Here is an 18,163-nt window from a genome sequence, read left to right as displayed (position 1 = left end):
CGGCCGGACCAGCTCGTTGGCGATGAAACCGACGATCAGCAGCCCGATCATGATGTAGAACGACATCGTGTAGAGGTCCGGGCCCACCTTGCCCGCGGCCTTCTCGCTGTCCGCGATCCGGTTGACGATCAGCGGCCCGAGTACCCCGGCCACCGACCACGCGGTGAGCAGCCGGCCGTGGATCGCGCCGACCTGGTAGGTGCCGAAGAGGTCCTTCAGGTACGCCGGGATCGTGGCGAACCCACCGCCGTAGAAGGACAGGATGAACATGGCCGCGAGGATGAACACGACCTTCGACGAGTTCGTGCTCAGCGCGATCACCAGGTACAGCAGCGCGCCGACGCCGAGGTAGAGGCGGTAGATGTTCTTGCGCCCGATGAGGTCCGAAGTGGACGACCAGATGAACCGGCCGAGCATGTTCATCAGCGACAGCAGCGCGACGAACCCGGCGGCCGAAGCGGCGAGCACCGGCGTCGAGGTCTCCTTGAAGAAGTCGGTGATCATCGGCGAGGCCTTCTCGAGGATCCCGATCCCGGCCGTGACGTTGAAGCACAGGATGACCCACAGGCACCAGAACTGCGGCGTCTTGATCGCGTTGGACGCCGAGACGTTGCCCGCGGAGATCATCGCCTTGCCGTGGTCGAGCTTCGGCTCCCAGCCCGCGGGCTTCCAGCCGTCCGCCGGGACCCGCACCAGCGCGATGCCGAGCGACATGAACACCGCGTACACCAGGCCGTGCACCAGGAACGCCGCGCCGATCCCGTGCGGCGTCACGCCGAACGAGGTCAGCATCTGGCTGGACCACGGCGACGCGATGAGCGCGCCACCGCCGAAGCCCATGATCGCGATCCCGGTGGCCATGCCCGGCCGGTCCGGGAACCACTTGATCAGCGTCGACACCGGCGAGATGTAGCCGATCCCGAGGCCGATACCGCCGATGAAGCCGTAACCGAGCACGACGAGCCAGTACTGGGACGTGTACGCGCCCAGCGCCGAAACGAGGAAACCGGTCGAGAAACAGGACATCGAGACGAACATCGCCCAGCGCGGGCCGTTGCGTTCGACGAGTGTCCCGCCGAAGGCCGCGGACAGCCCGAGCATGACGATCGCGAGCTGGAACGGCAGCGCGCTCTGCGTACCGTTCAGTCCCATCGTCTTCTCGAGGCCCGGTTTGAACACGCTCCAGGCGTAGGCTTGGCCGATCGACAAATGCACCGAAAGTGCCGCGGGCGGAATGAGCCAGCGGCTCCAGTCAGCCGGTGCGATCGTGCGGGAACGATCAAGGAAACCGACGGCCATGTCGGGTGCCTCCGTAAGCTGTGGGGTGAGACGTGTGCAATGTATTACTAACCCGATGTCGGCGCACCACCGAACTGTCGAACATCGGACCTTTGGGGCAGAAGTGAGGGATCGATGGGTCGCGTGACCGTACGCAGGCAGGTCCGCAAGCTCTCGGCGAACGGCGAGCGCCGCCGCCCGGACACGCTGGCGGCCGAAGAACCGATGGAAGTCCGCGTGGACGGCAAGGCGCTGGCTGTGACCATGCGCACACCGGGCCACGATGTCGAGCTGGCGCACGGGTTCCTGCTCACCGAAGGCGTGATCGGCAGCCGGGACGACATCTATTCCGCCCGGTACTGCGACGGCGTCGACGACCAGGGCCGCAACACCTACAACGTGCTCGACCTCAAACTCGCCGACGGCGTCCCGCCGCCCGAGACCGGGGTCGAGCGGAACTTCTACACCACGTCGTCGTGTGGTGTCTGCGGTAAGGCCGCGTTGGACGCGGTCAAGCTGAAGACGCGGTTCCCGCCGGGCGACTCGGAGTTCGCGGTGACCACGGACGTGCTCGCCAAGCTGCCGGACTCGCTGCGGACCCAGCAGAAGGTGTTCTCCGCGACCGGCGGGCTGCACGCCGCCGGCCTGTTCACCGCCGACGGCGAGCTGCTGGTCGTGCGCGAGGACGTCGGCAGGCACAACGCCGTCGACAAGGTGATGGGCTGGGCGCTGATGGAGGGCCTGATCCCGTTGAAGGACAACGGACTGCTCGTGTCCGGGCGCGCGTCGTTCGAGCTGGTGCAGAAGGCCGCGATGGCCGGCGTGCCGTTCCTGGCCGCGGTGTCGGCGCCGTCCTCACTGGCCGCGGACCTGGCCGAGGAGAACGGCATCACGCTCGTCGGCTTCCTCCGTGGCGACAGCATGAACCTCTACACGGCCGACCACCGCGTCATCACGGATTAGCCGGCTGAGGCTTACGCGGGCGCCCAGTTGCCGTGGAAGCCGTTGGGCACACGATCGGGCAGGTGGATCGCGCCGACGGTGTCCAGGGTGCCCGCGTCGAGCAGGGTGAGGTCGCTGCGCTGGACGGCCGGGTCGTAGACGAAGCCCATCAGGACACCTTCGTCCTCGGCGGCGTCGGCGTGGCTGGGAACGAAGACGAATTCGCCCGGCTGCTTGCCGTCGCCGAAGCCCCGGGAGATCGAGCTCCCCTTGTCGAGGTCGTGCTTCAGCAGCGTGCCCGCGAGTGACGCGCCCGAGCCGATGGTGGTGGCGTAGCCATAGCGGTGCCGTCGCCCGATGAGCCGCTCGTCCACCCGGGGAAACTCCTGGCACTGGTCGTCGAGACGCTCTTCGCGGACCTTGCCCAGTTCGAGGTCGACCGTCCAGCGGTCGAGCGACGGCCCGCCTTCGTTGGGGCCGGTGAGATCGGTGTCGAACATCTTCGGGTGGCGGACGACGTCGAGGATGATCTTCTTTGAGTTGTTGGTGTTGTTGGTGTTGTTGGTGTCACTGCCGTTTCCATCCTCATAGGCGTTCAAGGGATGGAAGACGTAGCAGGGACCGACCTCGAACCAGCGGACGTCCGCCGCGCCGCCCTCACGGGGCATGACGCCGACGCGGGACGGGTACTTCGGGTCCCAGCGGTACGGCATCTTCGCGTTGGCCTTCAGCGAGTTGCCGAGCATCGCCGTGACCGGATCGGGTACCCGAACCTTGCCGACGAGTGCGGAAAGGACCAGCTTCGCCGGGGTGCGCAGCATGGACGGCACGCTGACCGGGACGCTCTGCTCGGCGTCGAAGGTGACCGGCAGGTCGTAGAAGACGACGTAGTTCTCGGTCAGGGAGAAGTCGTGCATCATCGGGCTGCCGGTGACCTCGATGTCGACCGTGCGCTTGGTCCGGCCGTCGACGCCGATCACGGAGTACTGCACCCGGTTCCCGCGGCCGAAGAAGTACGAGACTGCGTGGAGCTCGCCGGTACGCGGGTCGCGTTTCGGGTGGGCCGTGTAGCCGCCGGGAAGCGTCCCGTCGAAGTCGCAGGGGCCGACGGTGTCGAGCTCGTCGGTCAGCTCGTAGTTCGCGACGCCGCCTTCGACGAGCGCGAGGGTCTTGCCGGCGTGCGCGATGACGTTCGTGTTGGCACCGAGCGATTCGATCCCGGCGTGGTGGGTGCGTTTGCGCGTCGGCTCGCCGAGTGCGGCCGAGACGTCCGGCGAGCGCACCCAGCGGTTGCGGTACCACTCGGCCTTGCCGTCGCGCAGGCGCACACCGTGGACCATGCCGTCGCCCATGAACCAGTGGTAGGTCGCCGGGTCCACCTCGGACAGCGGGTTGGGACCGTTGCGCAGGTACCGGCCGTCGAGGTACTCCGGAATGCTGCCGGTGACCTCCAGATCGGTGATCGTGTGCTCCCGGCTGACCGGAGCGAAGTTGCCTTCGAGGAACTTGTTGCCCATGGCCTACCCCTTTGATCAGCTAATAACTTTGTTATGAACTCATTTATAACAGGGTTATGAGAGACTGGCAACCGTGAGCACAGGCGAAGACAAGGACGACGTCCGAGGCAGGCTGGTCGAGGCCGCGATCCGGCTCCTCGCCGACAACGGCCCGGAAGCACTTCAGGCGCGCAAGGTCGCGGCCGAGATCGGCGCGTCGACGATGGCCGTCTACACGCATTTCGGCGGTATGGGCGAGCTCATCGACGCCGTCGGCCGCGAGGGGTTCCGCCGGTTGTCCGCGAGCCTCGACGCGGTGCCATCGAGCGACGACACGGTCGCCGACCTCTTCACCATGGCGCTCGCCTACCGGCGGACAGCACTCGAGAACCCTCACCTCTACGCCGTCACCTTCGGCCTGTCGGCCCCCGGAGGACGCCGCGTCACGCTGTCCGACATCACCGACCCCCACGGCAAGACGGGCGAAGGACTGACCGCGTTCGGCTTCCTGCTCGACGCCACCACGCGCGCGATCGACGCCGGCCGGTTCCGCCCGGCCGACCCGCTGGTGGCCGCGGCGCAGTTGTGGAGCGCGGTGCACGGGTACGTGACGCTCGAGATTTCCGGGCACTTCGGCGAGACGGGCGTCGAGCTCATCCTGCGACCACTCAACGCGACGATCGCCCTCGGTCTCGGTGACACGATCGAGAAGACCACTCGTTCGCTGCAGCGGAGTACCCACACTTGGCAGCAAGCAGGAGGAAACATTCACCCCCGTTCCGGCGATTAGGTGAACAATAGTGCTGACCAAGGCAACGCAAGGGGGCGTCGTCCGCGTCTAACGAACAAGGTCATCGGGGGACGGAGGGGCAAGTGGACGGTGGGACGGAGTCCGGCGCGCGCGCACGAGCGGGCGCCCGCAGGTGGCTGAGCCGCCGGTCCGTGCTCATCGCCGGGGCCTCGGGGGTCGGTGTCGCCGCGTTGACCGTGGGGACGGCCACCGGCACCCTCCCGTTCAGCGCGGCCCTGCAGCGTGCCGTCGGTGTCGCTTCACCCACGCCCGCCACCCAGCTCGGCACGCCCACGGTCGAGCGCGTGTACTCCGCCGCGCGTGGCCGTGAAGTCGACCTGCTCATCATGCTGCCGACGAAGGCGCCCTCCAAGGGCCTGCCGATGTCGCTGATGCTGCACGGCCTGCACGGCAACGCCCGCCACGCCGCCCCGACCGGCCTGCTCAAACAGCTCAGCAGCGACGTCGCCAAGCGCGCTGTCCCCGCCTACGGTTTCGTCGCCGTGGACGGCGGCGACAACTACTGGCACGAGAACACCCCCGGCGACAACCCGATGGCCATGCTGCTCGAAGAGGTCCCCCGCTGGCTCCAGCAGCGCGGCCTGGCCGGGTCCGACGGCCTGCCGTTCGCGTCCGCGGGCCTGTCCATGGGCGGTTTCGGCGCGCTGCTCTACACGCGGCGCCGCATCGAACGCCGTCAGCCGCCCGCGGCCGTCGCCGCGATCGCGCCGGCGCTGATCACGTCATGGCCGGAGATGAGCAAGCGGCGGGCGTTCCACGACGCCACCGACTGGGGCTCGATGGACCCGCTGCGCCACGTCGACGCCACGAAGTCGGTCCCGACGGGCGTCTGGTGCGGCACCGAGGACGACTTCATCGGCGGGGTACGCCGGTTCATCCAGGAAGCCCGCCCCGCGGTCGCGCACACCGCCAAGGGCAAGCACGGCGACGCCTTCAACCGCACCGTCGTCCCCAGCGTCGTCAGCTTCCTGGGCAAACACGTCCCCAAAAAAGCCTGACCCACGCCCTTCGCCATATGTCGACATATGGCGGCCAACGGTAGTCACCTCCAGAGGCACGGCCGGAGGTGGTTGGGCTCTGGCCTGTACGGCTCAAAGCTGCGTGGTACGTACAGAGGCACGGCTAGAAGCCTGTGTTTATCGGCAAGCGCGCGCAATGAAGACTCCCGCCCGTTGGGCGGACGTGAGTCGCCCTGGCTGGGTCTACGGCAAGAGCCCGCGTGGCTGGGTTGACCACCTTCCGGGGAAAGTGTCGACACTTTCCCCAGGGTCACAGGCGGAGGTAGGCGCGGATGGTGGTGCCGTCGACGCCGTGGTGCGTCCGGACGAGGTCCGCGACCTGGTTGACCAGCAGCAGCCCGCGGCCGCCGACCTGGCCCACGGTGGCGGGACGGCGTCCGGCGAGGGGGTCGGTGATCCGGCCGCGGTCGCCGACCTCGCAAACCACGTAACCGGCTTCGTTCCACACGTGCAGCGTCCCTTGCCCGCGCCCGTGCAGGACGCTGTTGGCACACAGTTCCGACGCGGCCAAGGTCAGGTCGCCGACGCGGGCGTGGCTCAGCCCGCACCGGGCGCCGTGCTCGGCGACGAAGTGCCGGGCGCCGGACAGGGAGAGCAGATCGAACTCGAAAGTCGCCCTGGCGACCTTCGGCTCCGGCAAGGGCAGGTTGTACTCGGCGACGACGACATCGGGCGCGTAGGCCCGGCTGCGCCGCGAACCGGCGGCGTTCCACATCACGGGGTGGGTCCGGAAGGCGTCGGTCAGCGCCGCCGAGTCGAGCCCGTCGAGGTCGTACGGACACAGAATGGCGAGGTCACGGCCTTCGAAAGCCATGTTGGTCAGTGCTTCGTGCTGGGCGCACGCCGGGTATTCCAGCGCGGAACGGCCTGCCCACACCGGCTCCCCGATCAACCGGACCGGGCCGGGGTGCGCGTTGGCGAAGGCCAGTAAAACGCCGGGAATGATGCGACCGGGATTGCGGCCGATCTCGATCATGTCGAGGAACTTCACCGAAGACGCCCGGTCTCCCAGCGCGGATTCGATCAGCGCGAGATTCGGCCCGGGAACGGCGACCGCCACCGGTTCACCCGCGTCCAGCCCCTTGACGATGAACGGCAACGTGCCGGACAGATACTCCTCGGCTCCCCGGTACAGGAACGCCGGATGAGCGAAGGGTTCGGCGGTAACCGTCAAGACCGGCCTCCTAGCGTCGGTAGCCAGGAACTAGCTACCCCGGGAGAAAGCCGGCGAAACGTCGCGCTCTTACTCTCCGAATGTGCGATGAGCCACTCTAACCCCGTTTGGGTGCTAGTCGACCCAGCGGGCGACCACGGACATCAGCCAGAAGCCGAGGAGCGTGGCCAGGATGAACAGCGCGGACCAGGCCAGTAACTGACGGTGGTCGTCCTTTGTGGAACGGATCCGCCGCAGCGCGAACGCGGCGATGGCGAGCAGCGGAATCGGCAGCAACGGGAGGAACGACAACCGTGTCCCTGTCGCGATGAGACAGGTCACCGCGAGCACGGCGAGAACGACGACCAGCGATCGATGCAGTTTCGGGTGACCGAGATAGGTCGCGGTCACGATTCGCTGCGCGAGATCGCTGATCCCCCGGACTTCTCCGGACCCCTCGGCCGGAACGGCTTCGAGGGCGTCGTTTTCACCGCCTGGTGCGGTAAGCGGCACGGTTGTCATCCTGTTTTCCCAGTCGGGTCGGAGCGAGTGGCCCCGACACCGCTATGCGGACTTCTCGCCACGCTCGCTGCGCTGCCGCCTGGACGGCTGCCGCGACACGATCGTCGGGTTCACATTGTCTCGTACGGTCTGCTCGGTGATCACGACTTTGGCGACATCGTCCCGGCTCGGGATGTCGTACATCGTCGACTGGAGGACTTCCTCCATGATCGCGCGCAGCCCTCGGGCACCGGTTCCCCGCAGAACGGCCTGGTCGGCGATCGCCTCAAGAGCCGTCTTGGTGAACTCGAGCTCGACGTTGTCCATCTCGAAGAGCTTCTTGTACTGCTTGATCAACGCGTTGCGCGGCTCGGTCAGGATGCTCACCAGCGACGTCTTGTCGAGGTGGGTCACACTGGCGACCACGGGAAGCCTGCCGATGAACTCCGGGATCAACCCGAACTTGATCAGGTCTTCCGGCATCGTCTCCGAGTAGATGTCACTCTCCTCGATCTCGGCCTTGGTGCGGATCTCCGCACCGAAACCGAGGCCCCGCTTGCCGACGCGCTCGTTGATGATCTTCTCGAGGCCGGCGAACGCGCCCGCCACGATGAAGAGCACGTTCGTCGTGTCGATCTGGATGAACTCCTGGTGGGGGTGCTTGCGGCCGCCCTGCGGCGGGACCGAAGCGGTGGTGCCTTCCAGGATCTTCAGCAGTGCCTGCTGCACGCCCTCGCCGGAGACGTCCCTGGTGATGGACGGGTTCTCCGACTTCCGGGCGATCTTGTCGACCTCGTCGATGTAGATGATGCCGGTCTCGGCGCGCTTGACGTCGTAGTCGGCGGCCTGGATCAGCTTCAGAAGAATGTTCTCGACGTCCTCGCCGACGTAACCCGCCTCGGTGAGCGCGGTGGCATCGGCGATCGCGAAGGGGACGTTCAGCAGCTTCGCGAGGGTCTGCGCGAGGTACGTCTTGCCACAACCGGTCGGGCCGAGCATCAGGATGTTCGACTTCGCCAGCTCGACGGTCTCGTCCTTGGAGTCCTTCGGACCGGCCTTTTCCTCGGCCTGGATGCGCTTGTAGTGGTTGTAGACGGCCACCGCCAGCGTTCGCTTGGCGTCGTCCTGACCGATGATGTACTGCTCGAGGAACTCGTGGATCTCGGCGGGTTTGGGCAGCTCGTCGAGCTTGACCTCACCGGCTTCGGCCAGTTCTTCCTCGATGATCTCGTTGCAGAGATCAATGCACTCATCGCAGATGTACACGCCGGGGCCGGCGATGAGCTTCTTCACCTGCTTCTGGCTCTTCCCGCAGAAAGAACACTTGAGCAGGTCGCCGCCGTCACCGATTCGTGGCATGTCCGTTGACCTCGTCCCCTCCGGTGCACTTGCGCGCACCTGAATGTCTGCTGGTCCAGTCACGTTTCACCGCGACCGGGCCCTCGCGCATCGCCACTGACGGTACCCGCCCGATGCGCCTGACGGGAGCACCAACGGGGTTTCGTAGCGCGTCGGCCCGAACCAAGGCCAGGTGACCGGTGTCCGCCCCGCCGGATCGAGCAATCCAGGAGACGAACACCGGCCGGCGTTCCTAGCTGTCCGAGCCCTTGCGGTACGGAAGCACCTCGTCGATGATCCCGTACTCCTTCGCTTCCGCGGCCGTCAGGATCTTGTCGCGCTCGATGTCGATCCTCACCTGCTCCGGGGACTTCTTCGTGTGCTTCGCCAGCGTCGTCTCGAGCAGGCGGCGCACGCGCTGGATCTCGTTCGCCTGGATCTCCAGGTCCGAGACCTGGCCGTAGGTGCCTTCGGTCGCGGGCTGGTGGATCAGCACGCGGGCGTTCGGCAGCGCGAGCCGCTTGCCCGCGGTACCGGCGGCCAGCAGCACCGCGGCGGCCGAGGCGGCCTGGCCGAGGCAGACCGTCTGGATGTCCGGTTGCACGTACTGCATCGTGTCATAAATCGCCATCAACGAGGTGAACGAACCACCGGGCGAGTTGATGTAGATGGTGATGTCGCGGTCCGGGTCCTCGTGCTCGAGGTGCAGCAGCTGGGCCATCACGTCGTTGGCCGACGCGTCGTCCACCTGCACGCCGAGGAAGATGACTCGCTCTTCGTACAGCTTGTTGTACGGGTTGGACTCTTTGATCCCGTAGCTGGTGCGCTCGACGTACGAGGGCAGGATGTACCGGGACTGCGGAAGCTGAAAATTGCTCATTGAGTTCTCCTGTGCCTTTCCCAGAGCCCGGTCAGCCGGCCGCGTTCGGAGTCGGGTTTTCCCGCGTCAGAACCTGGTCGACGAAACCGTATTCCTTGGCTTCCTGGGCGGTGAACCAGCGGTCGCGGTCGCCGTCCTTGATGATCTGCTCGACGGTCTGACCCGTCTGATCCGCCGTGATCTTGGCGAGCTCCTGCTTCCACTTGCCGAACACCTCGGCCTGGATGGCGATGTCGGAGGCGGTACCACCGACACCCGCCGACGGCTGGTGCATCAGGATCCGGGCGTGCGCGAGCGAGTAGCGCTTGCCGGGCGTACCGGAGGACAGCAGGAACTGCCCCATCGACGCCGCCAGGCCCATCGCATAGGTCTGCACGTCCGGCTTGATGAGCTGCATGGTGTCGTAGATGGCGAACCCGGCCGTGACCGAGCCACCCGGCGAGTTGATGTAGAACCGGATGTCCGATTCCGAGTCATCGGCGTCCAGCAGCAAGAGCTGAGCTGTGATCCGGTTCGCGATCTCGTCGTTGACCTCGGATCCGAGCACGATGATGCGCTCCTGGAGCAGCCGCTCGGACACCGAGTCAGTCAAGTTGAGCCCTGCGGTCGTGGACCGCGCCTCGGGCATGTGCTGCGTCACGTCTGCCTGCCTTTTCGCCGCTTCGGCCCCATGGGTACGGGCTGTGCTTCGCTGACCCGCACTCGTAGGGGCCAGTGCTTCGTTCGAGAGAAGATCTTGCAACCGACCCTAACGAACTTGGGCGGTGCAGAATGCCTGACACCGCCCAAGTTCGCTGAGAGCTTTACTTATCGGCGCTCTTGGCCGCTTCGTCGGTGACCTGGGTCTCCTCGAGCTCACCCGAAGGTGTCTCAACGGCAGCCGTCTCGGTCGCTTCCGCGGCCTCGTCCGTCCCGAAAAGCTCGTCGAGGTCGACCTCGGCGCCGGACGCGTCGGTCACGGTGGCCCGGCGGACGACGGCCGCCAGCGCCTTGCCGCGACGGACGTCGGCGTAGATGGCCGTGAGCTGACCGGACTGCTGGGCCCGCTGCACGTACTCGTCCGGGCTGATGCCGAAGCGCTGCGCCTGGTAGATGATCCGCTCGGTGAGCTCACCGTCGTTGACGCTGGTCTTCTCGGCGTCGGCGATGGTGTCCAGCAGCAGCTGGGTGCGCACCGCCTTCTCCGACTCCTCGCGGACCTCGGTGTCGAACTGCTCGAGCGTCTTGCCCTCGGCCTCGAGAGCCTGCGCGAACGCGGCCTCGTCGTGGTCGAACTGGTGGATCGCGTCGTGCTTGCGGTTCTCGATCTCGCCTTCGAGGACCTTCTCCGGGATCGGGACCTCGGTGCGCTCGAGGAGCGCCTCGAGGATCTGGTCCCGTGCCTGCACGCCCTGCTGCATCTTCTTGACGCGGCCGAGCCGCTCACGCAGGTCGCCCTTGAGCTCCTCAAGGGTGTCGAACTCGCTGGCGAGCTGGGCGAACTCGTCGTCCGGCTCGGGCAGCTCGCGCGCCTTGACGGTCTGGACGGTGACGCTGACGTCGGCGTCCTCGCCGGTGAACTCCCCGGCGACCAGCTTGGTGGTGAAGGTCTTCGTCTCGCCGGCGTTCGCGCCGATGATGGCGTCGTCGATGCCGTCCACGAGCTGGCCGGAGCCGATCTCGTAGGACAGGCCGGTGGTCGAGGCCTCCTCGACCTCCTTGCCGTCGACCGACGCGGAGAGGTCGATCGACACGAAGTCGCCGTTCTCGGCCGGGCGGTCCACGCCGGACAGGGTCCCGAAGCGGGCGCGCAGCTCGTCGAGCTGCTCGTCGACCTCGGCCTCGGTCAGTTCGACGTCGTCGACGCTGACCGTGAAGTCCGAGAAGTCGGGGAGCGTGATCTCGGGGCGGATGTCGACCTCGGCGGTGAACTCCAGCACCTCGCGGTCCTCGAGCTTCGTCACCTCGAACTCGGGCTGGCCGAGTGTCCGGAGGTCGTCGGCGCGTACCGCTTCGAGGTACTTCGCCGGGATGACCTCGTTGACGACCTCATCGAGCACCGGGGCGCGACCGATCCGGCTTTCCAACACACGAGCGGGCGCCTTGCCGGGGCGGAACCCCGGGATGCGCACTTGCTGGGCGATCTTGCGGTAGGCGCGCTCGAAGTTCGGTTTGAGTTCGTCGAACGGCACCTCGACATTGATCTTCACTCGCGTCGGGCTGACCTGCTCGACGGTGCTCTTCAACGTAATCTCCTCGAGCCGTGATGGTGTAGTTGAACAAGTGATGACACGTGTTCCCAGGTCACCTGCAGACCGGGACGCCCGAGTCTAGGCCCCCGGCCCACCGGCGATGGGCCCGGGCTTGCTCAGGCCCCCGGTGCGGCGGACCCGGGCGCGGCGACGAAGGTGGCCGCACGGGGTGACACGGCGGCAACCGGCCGAACGTGGCTGCCGGTTGCAGATTCTTTGTAGACAGTTCGCCCGCTGGCATCGACACTGTCTGCGACCTGCTGGTCGTGACGTTTACCCAGCCTTCGTCACGCCGGTTCGTACTACAAACTTTACACACACGTGCAGTTTGTTGTTGACATTTACAACTGGGGACGAATTGTCTACCGTTGCACCCTCGACGCCGACTGTGCCCAGCGATGATCGTTGCCCCGCAGACCCGAGGGAGCCCGGGTAGATGTCCATCGATCTCCCCAGCCCAGCGCCCGGCGTGCCGGTACCGAGCGAAGCCGAAGTGGCGGCGGTGCGCCGCGGGGTGCCGAACCCGCGGATCCCGCTGCCGCCGGTGGCCGTGCCGACGGTGGCGCTGTTCGCGGCCGGGGCGGCTGTCTGGGCGGCCACGACCTGGCTGTACCTCGAGGACCTCGCGCCGCTGTGGCTCACGATCGGGCTCCACGCGCTGGTCACCTTCACGATGTTCACCGTGCTGCACGAGTCCACCCACCACGCGGCGGGCAAGCTGACCTGGGTCAACCAGGTGCTGGGCCGGCTGTCGATCCCCTTCGTGGCCGCGTACGCGTCCTTTCCCCTCTTGCGCTACATCCATATCGAGCACCACCGGAACACCAACGAGGACGCCTACACCGACCCCGACGCGTGGACGTCGCACGGACGCTGGTGGCAACTGCCGTTCCGCTGGCTGACGATCGATGCCTGGTATGTGCGGTTCTACGCCGCGAAGGCCGGCACGCGGCCACGCGCCGAACTGGCGGAGACGTACACGGTGCTGGCCGTGGCCCTCTCGGCGATGGCCGGGCTCATCGCCTGCGGCAAGGGCTGGGACCTGCTGATGATCTACCTGATCCCGCAGCGGATCGGGCTCGGCGTGCTGGCGTGGTGGTTCGACTGGCTGCCGCATCACGGCCTCGGCGAAACCCAGCGCCGCAACCGCTTCGGCGCGACGCGCGTGCGGGTCGGGCTGGAATGGCTGATGACCCCGCTGATGCTCTACCAGAACTACCACCTGGTGCACCATCTCCATCCGGCCATCCCGTTCTACCGCTACATCAAGGCGTGGAACTCCAACCGTGAGGCGTACCTGGAGCGCGCGGTGCCGATCGCGACGGCGTGGGGGCGCGAGCTTTCGGCGGCGGAGTACCGCGCCTGGCGGCAGCTGACGCAGGACTGCCCGGACCAGGCGAGCTGCCCCGAACCGCGCCGGTCGACCCGGTTCCACTGGCTGCGGGTCGACGAGATCCGCCCGCTCACCGAGGACTCCGTCCTGGTGACCTTCGACGTGCCGGAGCGGCTGGCCGAGACGTTCCGGTTCAGCGCCGGGCAGCACCTCACGGTCAAGGCGACCGTCGACGGGCACGAGGTGCGCCGGACGTACTCCATCTGTGCCGCGGCGGACTCCGGTGAGCTCCGGATCGCGGTCAAACGGCGCGACGGCGGCCTGTTCTCCACCCATGTCCACACCACGCTGCGGCCCGGTGACCTGCTGGAAGTCCTTCCGCCGACGGGAGGGTTCACGCTAACGCCCGACATGCGGCGGCCGCACCGGTACGTCGCCATCGCGGCGGGCAGCGGCATCACGCCGGTCATCTCGATGCTCGCCACGGCGTTGACCGCGGAGGAGGACAGCCGCGCGACACTGCTCTACGTCAACCGCGTCGGCTCGTCCACGATGTTCGCCGCCGAGCTGACGATGTTGTCCCGCCAGTTCGAGGGCCGCCTGCACGTCGTGCACTTCCGTACCGACGCGCAGGACCCGGACCTGCACACCGCGCGGCCCGCGAAACTGCTCGACCCGGTCGGCGAGGCACTCGCGATCTCCCACGAGCGCTACCGGAGCGGCCGCCTCGACGGGATTCGGCTGCGCGCGATGCTGCAGAACCGGCTGCACCCGGCCAAGATCGACGACTGGTTCCTCTGCGGGCCCGCCGACCTCGTCGACATGGTGCGCAAGAACCTGGCGGACCAGGACGTGCCGGACGAGTCCGTCCACTACGAACTCTTCCACGTGGACACCCCCGCAACCGGCGCCGCCGCGGCACCCACCACCGACGCCCCCGTCCCAACCTGAACGTGCAACACACCTACGGGAACGGGAAACACGGCTACGGGAACGGGTGTTTCCGGTCTGTGTAGCCGTGTCGCGCGTTTGCGTAGGCGTGTGGCTAGTTGGTGGGCGGGGTCCGACCGGACTGGCCGCCGGTGCCGGGGGTGGTGGTGCCTTCGGTGATGGTGGTGGCGGAGGCGGTGTCGCCGGAGGTGGTGGCGACGATGGTGACGGTGTCGCCGGTGGCGATCGACGCCGTCGCGATGTCGGCGTCGATCGTGTAGGTCTTGCTGAACCCGTCGTCGCTGAGCGCGGTCACGGAGGTCGCGCTGAGCGCGGTGACCTTGCCGACCTGAAGCATTTCCGTGGTGTAGCCACCGTTTCCGTCCGAGGTGACGTACTCGCCGTGCAACGGCGAACTGAGGGCCGCGCCGCCGGGAGGCGCCCCGCCCATGCCTTGCCCGCCAGGGGTCGTCGTGGTGGCGTCCGCGGAGCCACTGGCGGCCCAGATCGCCCCTCCCCCGGCGCCCGCCACGACGACGGCGACAGCCACCGCGGTGAGTGTCTTGCGCTTGGACCACGTCGTCGCCGGAGCGTCCGAAGTGGACGGAGGCGTAGTGGTCTCGGGAAGCTGTTCGGTGATCACGGCGGTCTCCTGGTGGCTGGAAGTCGTTGTCTGCCAACCACCCTCGGGGACCTCACTGTGCGGCGACTGTGGGAACGGCAGGACCTTGCTGTGACCAAGTCACACAGGTATCTCACAGCGAGCGCACATCCCGCCCACACCCGGGGAGCGCACTCTCGAACCCATGGCGGCAGAAACGGCGACGAAAGGGCCTCGCTGGCGCAGGCCCGGCCGATGGCCGCTGCGCGCGAAGCTGATCGGCTCGATGGTGACCCTGCTCGCGCTGGTGTGCCTGGTCGTCGGCGTGGCGAGCGAGTTCGCCCTCAGCGCGTTCCTCACCGATCAGATCGACGGCCAGCTGAACTCCGCGACGGGCCGCGCGCGTGACTTCGCCAACCGCCCGCCCGATTTCGGCGACCGGCACAACCCGCTCGACGCACCAGGTCAGGCCGCCGGGACGCTCAACGCGCAGTTCGTCGGCGGTCAGGCGCTCGACGCGGCGACGCTGTCCGCCAACGGCGTTCCCCAAGTCCTCGACGCCAGTCAGCAGGCGACCCTCCTTCAGGTCCCGGTGGACGGCAAGCCGTACACCCGGAATCTGGGCGGCGACCTCGGCGACTACCGGCTCACCGCAGTTTTGGTGGACCACGGGATCGTGGTCACCGGGCTGCCACTGAAGTCCGCCGAAGACACGCTCCTGACCGTGGGCCTGATCCTCGGCGGTGTGGCGAGCGCGGGCGTGCTCGGCGCGGGTTTCCTGGGCGCCTTCGCCATCCGCCGGACACTGCGGCCGCTCGAACGGGTCGCCGCGACGGCCGCGCATGTCGTGGAGCTCCCGCTCGATCGCGGGGACGTCGCGCTTTCCGTGCGCGTACCCGCCGCCGACACCGATCCCGGCACGGAGGTCGGGCAGGTCGGCGCCGCACTGAACCTGATGCTCGGGCATATCGCGCGAGCGCTGGAAGCCCGCCAAGCCAGCGAAACCCGGGTGCGGCAGTTCGTCGCGGACGCGAGTCACGAGCTGCGCACGCCACTCGCCGCCATCCGCGGTTACGCCGAGCTCACCCGGCGCAGCCACGACCGCGTGCCGCCCGGCATCGCGCACTCCATGAGCCGCATCGAATCCGAAGCCGCCAGGATGACCACGCTCGTCGAGGATCTCCTCCTGCTCGCGCGGCTCGACGCGGGCCGGCCGCTGGAGGGCGCGGACGTCGACCTGACCGCGCTCGTCGTCGACGCCGTCAGCGACGCACATGTCGCCGGGCCGGACCACCGCTGGCGCCTGGAGCTCGCCGACGAGCCGGTGATCGTGCCCGGTGACGCCCAGCGCCTGCACCAGATCCTGGCGAACCTGCTGTCCAACGGCCGGATCCACACCCCGCCCGGCACCACCGTCACCGCGTCACTGGCCCGTTCGTCCACCGGCCAGGCCGTACTGACGATCACCGACGACGGCCCCGGTATCACGCGTGACCTGCTGCCGGTGGTGTTCGAACGGTTCGCGCGCGGCGACTCGTCGCGTTCGCGGGCGGCGGGCAGCACCGGGCTCGGGATGGCGATCGTTTCCGCTGTGGTGATCGCGCACCACGGCACGGTCGAGGTGACCAGCAGGCCCGGCCGGACGGAGTTCGAAGTCCGGCTCCCGAGCGCACAGCCGACACACAGCGTGGCCACAAGAATACCCCAGGTGAGTCGGTGATTCTGGGCGCATGACGGTTCTCGCCGAACGCCTCCCGACCGCCCATGGAGCACCGCGGCCCGCCGCAGGCAACCCACGCTGGGTGCGGCCCGCCCTGCTCGCCTTGCTGCTCGGGACGGCGGTGCTCTACCTCTGGGGGCTCGGCGCCTCCGGCTGGGCCAACGCGTTCTACTCCGCCGCGAACCAGGCCGCGACCGAGAGCTGGAAGGCGTGGTTCTTCGGCTCCAGTGACGGCGCGAACGCGATCACCGTCGACAAGACCCCCGCCGCGCTGTGGGTGACCGGGCTTTCCGCGCGCCTGTTCGGGGTGAACGCGTGGAGCATCCTGGTGCCACAGGCTCTGATGGGCGTCGGCTCGGTCGGCCTGCTCTACGCGACCGTGCGGCGCGTCTCCGGTCCCGCCGCCGGGCTCATCGCGGGCGTCGTGCTGGCGTTGACTCCCGTGGCCGCGTTGATGTTCCGCTTCAACAACCCCGACGCGCTGCTCGTCCTGCTACTGGTCGTCGGCGCCTACTGCGTGACCCGCGCGGTCGAAAAGGCCGGGCCAGGGTGGCTCGCGCTCGCCGGGGCGGCGGTCGGTTTCGGCTTCCTTGCGAAGATGTTGCAGGCTTTCCTGGTACTGCCCGCTTTCGCGCTGGCGTACCTGATCGCGGCGCCGGTGTCGCTCGGCAAACGCCTGCTGCACCTGCTCGGCGCGCTCGCCGCGATGATCGTCTCGGCGGGGTGGTACCTCGTCGTCGTCGCGTTGTGGCCGGCCGCGGACCGGCCGTATATCGGTGGCTCACAGGACAACAGCCTGTGGGAGCTTGCCTTTGGCTACAACGGTTTCGGGCGGCTCACCGGCGACGAGGTCGGCAGCCTCGGCGGCGCGCAGAACGGCGCGGGCTGGTCCCGGCTGCTCGGCGACGAGATGGGCGGCGGGATCGCCTGGCTGATCCCGGCGGCGCTGCTGGCACTTGTAGCGGGCCTCTGGTTCACCCGACGCGCGCCGCGCACGGATCCCGGCCGGGCCGCGCTGATCCTCTGGGGCGGCTGGTTCGTGGTGACCGCGCTGGTGTTCACCTTCATGAACGGGATCATCCACCCGTACTACATGATCGCGCTCGCCCCGCCGATCGCGGCGTTGATCGGCACAGCGTCAGTGCAACTGTGGCGACGTCGTGACGACGCCGTATCCGCGGGCGTGCTCGCCTCCGGCGTCGCGCTGACGGCGTTGACCGCGTATCTGTTGCTGTCACGGCAATCCACCTGGCTGCCGTGGCTCGGCACGACGATCTTGATCGCCGGGCTCGTGGCCGCGGCACTGGTGCTGCTCGCCGGGCAACTTCCAGCGGTGGCGCGTCGCGGTGTCGCCGTGCTCGCGTTGGTGGTGACGCTGGCGGGGACCGGGGCGTACACGGTCGCGACAGCCGCGGCGACCCACAGCGGCGCGATCCCGTCCGCCGGGCCGAGTTCCACGGGCGGGTTCGGGATGGGCGGCGGTATGCCTGGCGGTGGCGGCCGGGGTGGCGGGATCGGGAGCTTGCTCAGCAGCACGACACCCGGCGCCCAGCTGACTTCCTTGCTACGACAGGACAGTGCCACCTACACCTGGGTCGGCGCCACCGTCGGCTCGAATCCCGCGGCCGGGTACCAACTGGCGGCCGACGCCCCGGTGATGGCCGTCGGCGGGTTCAACGGCAGTGATCCTTCGCCGACACTGGAACAGTTCCAGCAGTATGTCCAAAAGGGACAGATCCACTACTTCCTCGGCGAGGGCTCGACCATGCAGTCGGAGACCGGCAGCGATGCCGCGCAGCAGATCGCGAGCTGGGTTGCGGAGAACTACACGGCCACCACCGTCGACGGGGTCACGGTGTACGACCTGACCACGTGAGCCCACCTGTTAGTACCCACGCAGTACCCCAAAGCGGCGTTGGGGGCATCCAGT

15 protein-coding genes are annotated in these 18,163 nt (G+C 67.8%); 6 read left to right on the top strand and 9 right to left on the bottom strand.

Annotated features, from left to right (window positions below; all coding sequences use genetic code 11):
• On the bottom strand, positions 1–1,299 hold a 1,299-nt coding region (locus VGP60_RS17820; RefSeq protein ID WP_327549136.1), incomplete at its 3' end, for an L-lactate MFS transporter.
• Positions 1,300–1,413: 114 nt separating this feature from the next.
• On the opposite strand from VGP60_RS17820, the gene fdhD reads away from it, so the two are divergent.
• Entirely contained in the window at positions 1,414–2,241 is an 828-nt protein-coding gene (fdhD, locus tag VGP60_RS17815) for a formate dehydrogenase accessory sulfurtransferase FdhD (protein WP_327549135.1), read from the top strand.
• A gap of 11 nt (positions 2,242–2,252) precedes the next feature.
• On the opposite strand, the gene VGP60_RS17810 is transcribed toward fdhD, so the two are convergent.
• Positions 2,253–3,737 carry a carotenoid oxygenase family protein gene (locus VGP60_RS17810; RefSeq protein WP_327549134.1) on the bottom strand — a complete coding sequence of 495 codons (1,485 nt, stop codon included), beginning with the start codon at positions 3,735–3,737 and terminating at the stop codon, positions 2,253–2,255.
• 73 nt (positions 3,738–3,810) lie between these two features.
• On the opposite strand from VGP60_RS17810, the gene VGP60_RS17805 reads away from it, so the two are divergent.
• The gene (locus VGP60_RS17805) at positions 3,811–4,506 is read left to right on the top strand and encodes a TetR/AcrR family transcriptional regulator (protein ID WP_327549133.1); all 696 of its coding nucleotides are present in this window, start codon (positions 3,811–3,813) and stop codon (positions 4,504–4,506) included.
• An 83-nt stretch (positions 4,507–4,589) separates the two neighbouring features.
• On the top strand, positions 4,590–5,525 hold the full coding sequence (locus VGP60_RS17800; protein WP_327549132.1) for an alpha/beta hydrolase: 936 nt from the start codon (positions 4,590–4,592) through the stop codon (positions 5,523–5,525).
• A gap of 271 nt (positions 5,526–5,796) precedes the next feature.
• Here the strand turns inward: VGP60_RS17800 and VGP60_RS17795 are convergent, their stop codons facing one another.
• The 6 genes from VGP60_RS17795 to tig all read right to left on the bottom strand — a co-directional run bounded on the left by VGP60_RS17795 (position 5,797) and on the right by tig (position 11,643).
• Positions 5,797–6,720, bottom strand: coding sequence for an anti-sigma factor RsbA family regulatory protein (locus VGP60_RS17795; protein ID WP_327549131.1), 924 nt, complete (start codon positions 6,718–6,720; stop codon positions 5,797–5,799).
• Positions 6,721–6,834: 114 nt separating this feature from the next.
• Complete coding sequence (locus VGP60_RS17790; RefSeq protein WP_327549130.1) at positions 6,835–7,221, bottom strand: hypothetical protein; 387 nt, start codon at positions 7,219–7,221, stop codon at positions 6,835–6,837.
• 42 nt (positions 7,222–7,263) lie between these two features.
• Complete coding sequence (gene clpX / locus VGP60_RS17785) at positions 7,264–8,559, bottom strand: ATP-dependent Clp protease ATP-binding subunit ClpX (protein WP_327549129.1); 1,296 nt, start codon at positions 8,557–8,559, stop codon at positions 7,264–7,266.
• 232 nt (positions 8,560–8,791) lie between these two features.
• Complete coding sequence (locus VGP60_RS17780; protein ID WP_327549128.1) at positions 8,792–9,418, bottom strand: ATP-dependent Clp protease proteolytic subunit; 627 nt, start codon at positions 9,416–9,418, stop codon at positions 8,792–8,794.
• A 31-nt stretch (positions 9,419–9,449) separates the two neighbouring features.
• A complete protein-coding gene (locus VGP60_RS17775) occupies positions 9,450–10,160 on the bottom strand; it encodes an ATP-dependent Clp protease proteolytic subunit (protein WP_327549127.1) in 711 nt (236 codons plus the stop codon).
• A gap of 61 nt (positions 10,161–10,221) precedes the next feature.
• Complete coding sequence (gene tig, locus VGP60_RS17770; RefSeq protein WP_327549126.1) at positions 10,222–11,643, bottom strand: trigger factor; 1,422 nt, start codon at positions 11,641–11,643, stop codon at positions 10,222–10,224.
• Between the two features lie 442 nt (positions 11,644–12,085).
• Between tig and VGP60_RS17765 the strand changes: the two genes are divergently transcribed.
• Complete coding sequence (locus VGP60_RS17765; protein WP_414640369.1) at positions 12,086–13,933, top strand: fatty acid desaturase; 1,848 nt, start codon at positions 12,086–12,088, stop codon at positions 13,931–13,933.
• A 94-nt stretch (positions 13,934–14,027) separates the two neighbouring features.
• Here the strand turns inward: VGP60_RS17765 and VGP60_RS17760 are convergent, their stop codons facing one another.
• Positions 14,028–14,555 (bottom strand): hypothetical protein, encoded by a 528-nt coding sequence (locus VGP60_RS17760; RefSeq protein WP_327549125.1) that lies wholly within the window; start codon positions 14,553–14,555, stop codon positions 14,028–14,030.
• Between the two features lie 163 nt (positions 14,556–14,718).
• Here VGP60_RS17760 and VGP60_RS17755 point away from each other — a divergent pair, with 163 nt between their 5' ends.
• Both VGP60_RS17755 and VGP60_RS17750 read left to right on the top strand, forming a co-directional pair.
• Positions 14,719–16,233: a HAMP domain-containing sensor histidine kinase gene (locus tag VGP60_RS17755; RefSeq protein ID WP_327549124.1), complete on the top strand. Its 1,515-nt coding sequence runs from the start codon at positions 14,719–14,721 to the stop codon at positions 16,231–16,233.
• 10 nt (positions 16,234–16,243) lie between these two features.
• The gene (locus VGP60_RS17750; protein ID WP_327549123.1) at positions 16,244–18,109 is read left to right on the top strand and encodes an ArnT family glycosyltransferase; all 1,866 of its coding nucleotides are present in this window, start codon (positions 16,244–16,246) and stop codon (positions 18,107–18,109) included.
• The last annotated feature ends 54 nt before the right edge of the window (positions 18,110–18,163 follow it).

The sequence above is a fragment of the Amycolatopsis sp. genome (assembly GCF_036008905.1).
Taxonomy (GTDB): Bacteria; Actinomycetota; Actinomycetes; order Mycobacteriales; family Pseudonocardiaceae; genus Amycolatopsis.
The sequence above is the reverse complement of the archived record's forward strand: the minus strand, read 5'-3'. Positions and strand labels throughout refer to the sequence as shown.

Excerpts from the sequence above, each read along its gene's own strand:
- fdhD (WP_327549135.1), top strand. The coding sequence starts at position 1,414 with ATGGGTCGCGTGACCGTACGCAGGCAGGTCCGCAAGCTCTCGGCGAAC.
- VGP60_RS17810 (WP_327549134.1), bottom strand. The coding sequence starts at position 3,737 with ATGGGCAACAAGTTCCTCGAAGGCAACTTCGCTCCGGTCAGCCGGGAG.
- VGP60_RS17790 (WP_327549130.1), bottom strand. The coding sequence starts at position 7,221 with ATGACAACCGTGCCGCTTACCGCACCAGGCGGTGAAAACGACGCCCTC.
- clpX (WP_327549129.1), bottom strand. The coding sequence starts at position 8,559 with ATGCCACGAATCGGTGACGGCGGCGACCTGCTCAAGTGTTCTTTCTGC.
- VGP60_RS17780 (WP_327549128.1), bottom strand. The coding sequence starts at position 9,418 with ATGAGCAATTTTCAGCTTCCGCAGTCCCGGTACATCCTGCCCTCGTAC.
- VGP60_RS17765 (WP_414640369.1), top strand. The coding sequence starts at position 12,086 with ATGTCCATCGATCTCCCCAGCCCAGCGCCCGGCGTGCCGGTACCGAGC.
- VGP60_RS17755 (WP_327549124.1), top strand. The coding sequence starts at position 14,719 with ATGGCGGCAGAAACGGCGACGAAAGGGCCTCGCTGGCGCAGGCCCGGC.
- VGP60_RS17750 (WP_327549123.1), top strand. The coding sequence starts at position 16,244 with ATGACGGTTCTCGCCGAACGCCTCCCGACCGCCCATGGAGCACCGCGG.